At 69.8% G+C, this 5,716-nt stretch carries 7 protein-coding genes; 1 reads left to right on the top strand and 6 read right to left on the bottom strand.

The window, feature by feature from the left end:
- The 4 genes from QNJ12_RS23220 to QNJ12_RS23235 form a co-directional block, all read right to left on the bottom strand.
- A partial coding sequence (locus tag QNJ12_RS23220) for an ATP-binding cassette domain-containing protein (RefSeq protein WP_300626418.1) occupies window positions 1–288 on the bottom strand: 288 nt, incomplete at its 3' end.
- Complete coding sequence (locus tag QNJ12_RS23225; RefSeq protein WP_300626419.1) at window positions 285–623, bottom strand: Rieske 2Fe-2S domain-containing protein; 339 nt, start codon at window positions 621–623, stop codon at window positions 285–287. The genes QNJ12_RS23220 and QNJ12_RS23225, both read right to left, overlap by 4 nt.
- On the bottom strand, window positions 620–1,726 hold the full coding sequence (sufD, locus tag QNJ12_RS23230) for a Fe-S cluster assembly protein SufD (RefSeq protein WP_300626421.1): 1,107 nt from the start codon (window positions 1,724–1,726) through the stop codon (window positions 620–622). The genes QNJ12_RS23225 and sufD overlap by 4 nt, the downstream gene beginning before the upstream one ends.
- An 80-nt stretch (window positions 1,727–1,806) precedes the next feature.
- Window positions 1,807–2,169, bottom strand: coding sequence for a hypothetical protein (locus tag QNJ12_RS23235; RefSeq protein ID WP_300626423.1), 363 nt, complete (start codon window positions 2,167–2,169; stop codon window positions 1,807–1,809).
- A 112-nt stretch (window positions 2,170–2,281) separates the two neighbouring features.
- Between QNJ12_RS23235 and QNJ12_RS23240 the strand changes: the two genes are divergently transcribed.
- Complete coding sequence (locus QNJ12_RS23240) at window positions 2,282–3,019, top strand: phosphatase PAP2 family protein (RefSeq protein WP_300626425.1); 738 nt, start codon at window positions 2,282–2,284, stop codon at window positions 3,017–3,019.
- Window position 3,020: 1 nt separating this feature from the next.
- Here QNJ12_RS23240 and QNJ12_RS23245 read toward each other — a convergent pair whose 3' ends face one another.
- On the bottom strand, window positions 3,021–4,982 hold the full coding sequence (locus QNJ12_RS23245) for a hypothetical protein (protein WP_300626427.1): 1,962 nt from the start codon (window positions 4,980–4,982) through the stop codon (window positions 3,021–3,023).
- 113 nt (window positions 4,983–5,095) lie between these two features.
- Window positions 5,096–5,716 (bottom strand): SufD family Fe-S cluster assembly protein (locus tag QNJ12_RS23250; RefSeq protein ID WP_300626429.1); only part of this gene is annotated, 621 nt, incomplete at its 5' end.

A 5,716-nucleotide genomic window follows, 5' to 3' on the forward strand; every position in this document is an offset into this window, starting at 1 on the left:
CATCACGCCGGGCACCTCGGTCGGGTACTGCAGGACGAGGTGCAGGCCGGCGACCGCCCGTCGCCACGCCGGCATCGCCAGCACGTCCTCGCCGTCGAGCGTGATGCTGCCCTCCAGCACGTCGTAGCCGGGCTTGCCCATGATGACGGCCGAGAGCGTGCTCTTGCCGGAGCCGTTCGGGCCCATGACCGCGTGCACCTCGCCGGACTCGATCGTGATGTCGATGCCGCGAAGGATCTCGGTGCCTCCGACGGCGGCCCGCAGCCCGGCGATCTCGAGCGTGCTCATGATCCACTCCCTTCGACCGTGACGACGACCTCGCCGTCGACGACGCGGGCGTCGTACACCGGCACGGGCTGCGTCGCAGGCAGCGTGTTCGGTTCGCCGGTCGTGAGGCTGAACGCACTCCCGTGCTTGGGGCACTCGAGCTCGAGCTCGTCGCACCACACCTCGCCGCCCGAGAGCGACACGTCGGCGTGGCTGCAGACGTCGCCGATCGCGTAGACGTCGTCGTCGATCCGTACGACCGAGATCGCCACGCCGTCGACGACCGCCTTGCGCGCGGTGCCCGGCTCGATCTCGGAGAGTGCGAACACCGACGTGCCCGCTCGAGACGTGCTCATGCCGTGACCTCCGTGCCGATGTTGAGCTTGGCCGCGACCCGCTCGCGGAGGCCGGCGGCGAGATCGGGCGCCGGAAGTTGCGAGAGCACCTCGTCGAAGAACCCGAGCACGACGAGTCGCTCGGCGACTTCGGGCCGGATGCCGCGGCTCTCGAGGTAGAAGCGCTGCTCCTCGTCGATCGGTCCGACCGTCGATGCGTGCGAGCACTTGACGTCGTTGGTGCGGATGTCGAGGTTGGGCACGCTCTCCGCCCAGGCGCCTTCGGAGAGCGTCAGATTGCGGTTCGTCTGGTGGGCCGACGTGCCGCCGGCGTGCTCGCGGATCTTGATGAGACCGGTGTAGACGCTCACCGCCTCGTCCTGCACCGCGCCCTTGAACAGCAGATCGCTGGTGGTGTGAGGTGCGTCGTGGTCCTGGATGGTGCGGAAGTCGTGCATCTGGTGATCACCGGCGAAGTACAGCGCGACCTGCCGCGTCGACGCGCCGGCGCCGGACACGCGGGCTTCGGTGCGGACCCTGGCGTAGTCGCCGCCGAGCGCCACCGTTGCGAGCAGCGTGGTCGAGTCACGCTCGCCGACGGCTTGCTGATGACCGATCGACCACGCGTCGTCGCTCAGCTCGTTGACCGCCAGGTAGTTGACGCGCGCCGCCGGGCCGGCGACGAGTTGCAGCACGGGGACGACGAGCGCCGCGCCGTCTGCGGCAGAGACGAACCGTTCGACCACGGTGACCTGGCTGTCGGCGCCGGCCTCGATCACGAGGCGTGGGCACACGAGGGCGCCACCGGCCGGCACGGTGTGCGTGATGACGATGGCGTCGGCAACCGTCACGCCGGCCGGGACCGTGACGGCGACCTGCGAGGCGGACTCGCGGTTGATCGACGCGAAGACGTCGGGCGTCTCGCCGTCGAAGCGGTCGATCACCTCGCCGCCGACCACGACGTTCGCACGGAGGACGTCGTCGGGCCCCTCGATGGTCGGGACGTGCTCAGCGAGATGGTGCGCAGCGAGGTCGAGGTCGGCGATCCGGCTGTACCGCCAGATCTCCTCGTCGGGCGTGGGGAGCTCGATCGCATCGAGCCGGTCGAGATCCAGAACTGACATGGGCCGTCAATTCTACTACCGCCGTAGTGGAAATCCGGCCGACCGACGTGCGAAATCGCGGATGTCGGGGTGGCTGTTGCCTAGGAGGTCCGCTTGCGTCGGAAGAACCGCCGCCAGCCCCGGCGGCGTGCCTCGGCGTCGATGCGCTCTTGGTTGACCTCGGCCATGATGCGGGCGCCCGCTCCGTTGAGGATGTCTTCCGCCTCGTCGAGGAGGGCGGCGGCAGAGCCGTCGTCGAGGCTCGGCGGCTCGGGGGGCGTGGGCGGCACGACCAACGTGCCGTGGGTCCAGGCCGCATCGGCGAGACGACGCTCGTACCCGGGACAGTTCTCGGGGCAGCGCCACGGCGCGTCGGGCGCGAGGTCGATGTTGCACTTCCGAACGGTGTCCCCGTTCGGGTAGGTGCGACTCTCGAAGTTCTTGCACTCCGTCCGCATCGGCATCGACCGCGAGGCTACCCCGATGGCGGCGGCGAGGACGGTCGAGGTCGGCCACGTGCCAACAGAGTCCTTGGACACTCGGCAGGAACGGTGTTCTCGTGATACGACGGGGAGTGTGAACGCGCACCGCAAGCGCGTGGATCTCGCCGCTCAGACCTGTCTGGTCGCGGGGTTGCTGGCGGGCTACTTCGCGCTGCGGCGACTCGTGGAGGGTTCACGGCAGGACGCGCTCGCCAACGCCGACGCGATCCTCGAGGTCGAGTCGGCGCTCGGGATCGACATCGAGCGCTCGTGGAACTCGTTCGTGAGCGATCGACCGTGGTTGGAGGCGGCGTTCGACGCCTCCTACGTCTGGCTGCACTGGACGGTCATCGCAACCGGGCTCGCGACGGTGTGGTGGCGCGACCGACCCGCGTATCGCGTGCTCCGCAACGGCCTGATCCTCGCGGCAGCCATCGGCATCCTGGTGTTCTGGCGGTTCCCGGTGGCGCCGCCACGAACGCTCGACGGTTACGTCGACACCGTGTACGGCGGTGGGCTCGACGCCGATCTCCGACCACCGGGGGGTTCCAACGTGTACGCGGCGATGCCCAGCTACCACGTCGGATGGCCGCTGGCGGTCACCTTGTACGCCGCAACGACGTTCTCGTCACGTTGGGCGCGAGCTGCGATCCTGCTCCCTGCGCTGGTGCTCGCACCGACCGTGATCGTCACCGCCAACCACTTCGTGCTCGACGTCGTCGCCGGGGTCGGCATCTCGCTGAGCTGCGTCTGGGCGGCATTCCACTGGGAGCACCGGAAGCGGTGGATCGACGCAGGGTCGTGGGCGGGGCGCGTACGCTGGCAGCCGTGAGTCACAGCCCGTAGATGCCGGCAACATCCGGGAGACCCGCCCACGAGGGCATCGGGTCGGGATTCGGGCAGACGGCCTCTGGTGCGCCACCGGCGGTCCACGGTTGCACGCAGGGCTTGTCGTCGAACGCGCGGACGTGACGCGAGAGCCAGTCGGCGACACCCCACGAGCCGAGCTGCGTCTCGTGCACCCCGTCCGCGGTGAACCACCCCACCGACGAGCGCGTGTACGCGTCGAGGTCCCAGAGGCGCACTTCGGGGTAGGCGTCGGACGCCACCTTCTCGCGGAGCACGCGGTTCATCTCGCCGTAGTTCGAGAGCGTCCCGCCGCTGCCGGGGAGGGTGTACCCGACCTGCGACCGGTACGTGACCCACATGATGTGGCGGAAGCCCTTCGCACGAGCCGCACCGACGACGAGATCGAAGTCCGAGGAGAAACGGGCGTGCCAGTCGTTGTAGCCGACCGCGACGACGAGGAGCTCCTCGGGCCCGGCGCTCGGCAGCGCGAGGATCTCCTGCTGCGCGGTGAGCGGGGCGTACCCCTCACGGCCACGGCACGACGCCTGCACCAGCCGCCGGCACGATTCGAGCTTGGCGATTGGTTCGAACCCCTGCAGCCCCCCGAGCGCGCCGTTCCACCGCACGCCGGCCATCGCCGAGTCGCTGATGATCGTGACCCGACGCGGGAGCGGCGGCCAGTTCGCCGCGGCACGCCTGGTGGCAGCGACCGGCGTTCCGGTGAACCAGCCGGTCACGTCGACGACCAGGTGGGTCGCCTCCGACGCCGCGATGGCGATGCCGGCCTCGCTGACCTGGGCGATCGACGAGTTGGCGACCGTGCGGAGGCCCGCGTCGTAGTTGACCGTCGACGACGCCGGCGCTCTCGTCCGCGCCGGGTACATCGTGACGAAGCCCGGTGCCTCGGTCTGGGTGACCGTGACGTTGGCAGCGATCGAGCCCACCGGGCCGCCGGTGATCGCGGCGACGTCGAACTCCCTCGTTCCGCCGTCCCACAGGCGCGGGCCGCCGGACGGTCCGTGCGACAGGCGCGTGTCGACCAGCCGGGTCGGTGCCGCTCCGACGAAGAGGCCGTCGGTCGAGACCGGCGCCGTCGGCCCGGTGAAGTAGCCCGTGATGTCGACGATCACGTGGTTGCCCTTCAGGGTGAACACGTCGAACCCGTCCTGGCTAACCGGCGCGATCACCGAGGCCGCGCGCGTCTGGTTGGCGGCATCGGCGTTCAGGACCGAGGCGAGGGGTCGGGTCCCGCCGGCCGGATAGGTGGTGAAGAAGTCGGGCCCGTTGGTCGCCGTGGTCGTGATGTTCACCGCAACGGCGACCGCGTCGGCCGGGACGTCGGGCACCACGCGCACCGAGCTCCGCGGCGCGGGCCGGTGGGTCTCGCGAGTGTCGACGAGCCGGTGGATGTCGACGGGCACGAACCGGCCTGCGGCCGAGCCCTCCTCGGGCGCTGCCACGAAGTAGCCGCTGACGTCGACCACGAGATGGGTGTTGGCCAGGGTGTAGAGGGCCACGGCGCCGTCGTGGCCGAGGCGCGTGAGCTGACCGTTGGCGATGACCTGCCCAGGTCGGTGGTTGACCGTCGACGCAGTCGGCCTGGCCGTCCCGGCCGGGTAGGCGGACACGAAACCGAATCCCTGCGGCTCGACCGCGGTGACGGTCAGGGCGGCAGCGACCGCATCCTCGCCGACACCGCAGCGGCCGGCGACGTCGATCTCGACAGTGCTGTCGGCACGGAGCCGTCGCGCGGCGTCGCGCGAGTCGAACAACCGGCACGGCTCGACGGAACGGAACGCGGCAGGGTCGTTGCTCGATCCTGCGCCGGAGGACGTCGATGCGGGGACCACCGCGAACGCAGAGCACAGCGCGACGAGCGCGGCGGTGATGCGACGGGGCGACCCCCGCCGGAGGAGTGGGCGCGCGCGTGCGGCAGCGGCATCCATGCGCAGATCATCGGCATCGATCGAACCCTCCTTGACCAGCGATTCCCGGAGGAACCGTCGGCAGACCCAGCCGGATCCGACTTGGTCGGTCGGTCCGGCGAAGCCCGATCGACTCAGCCGACCGAGCCCTCCATCTGGAGCTCGATCAGGCGGCTCCACTCGACCGCGTACTCCATCGGCAACGTCCGCGTGATCGGCTCGATGAAGCCGTTGACGACCATGCCCATCGCCTGCTCTTCGGAGAGGCCGCGGCTCATCAGGTAGAAGATCTGCTCGTCGGCGATCTTCGAGACCGTGGCCTCGTGACCGATCTGGGCATCGCGCTCTCCGACCTCCATGTAGGGCAGGGTCTTCGAGACCGAGTCCTCGTCGAGGATCAGCGCGTCGCACTGGACGTGGCTCTTGCAGCCCTCGGCACCCTCGTCGACCCGCACGAGGCCGCGGTAGGTGGTGATGCCGCCGTCCTTGCTGATCGACTTCGAGACGATCTTCGACGAGGTGTTCGGGGCGGCGTGCACCATCTTGGCGCCGGCGTCCTGGTGTTGGCCCTCGCCGGCGTAGGCGACCGAGAGCACCTCGCCGGTCGCTCCCTCGCCGACGAGGTACACCGACGGGTACTTCATCGTGAGCTTCGAGCCGATGTTGCCGTCGATCCACTCCATGTGGCCGCCGGCCTCGACCCGGGCCCGCTTGGTGACCAGGTTGTAGACGTTCGGCGACCAGTTCTGGATCGT

Source organism: Ilumatobacter sp., from assembly GCF_030065885.1.
Classification (GTDB): domain Bacteria; phylum Actinomycetota; class Acidimicrobiia; order Acidimicrobiales; family Ilumatobacteraceae; genus Ilumatobacter.

What these genes read in the sequence shown, in the direction of transcription:
- QNJ12_RS23235 (WP_300626423.1), bottom strand. Translation starts at nt 2,169, where the DNA reads ATGCCGATGCGGACGGAGTGCAAGAACTTCGAGAGTCGCACCTACCCG.
- QNJ12_RS23225 (WP_300626419.1), bottom strand. Translation starts at nt 623, where the DNA reads ATGAGCACGTCTCGAGCGGGCACGTCGGTGTTCGCACTCTCCGAGATC.
- QNJ12_RS23245 (WP_300626427.1), bottom strand. Translation starts at nt 4,982, where the DNA reads ATGGATGCCGCTGCCGCACGCGCGCGCCCACTCCTCCGGCGGGGGTCG.
- sufD (WP_300626421.1), bottom strand. Translation starts at nt 1,726, where the DNA reads ATGTCAGTTCTGGATCTCGACCGGCTCGATGCGATCGAGCTCCCCACG.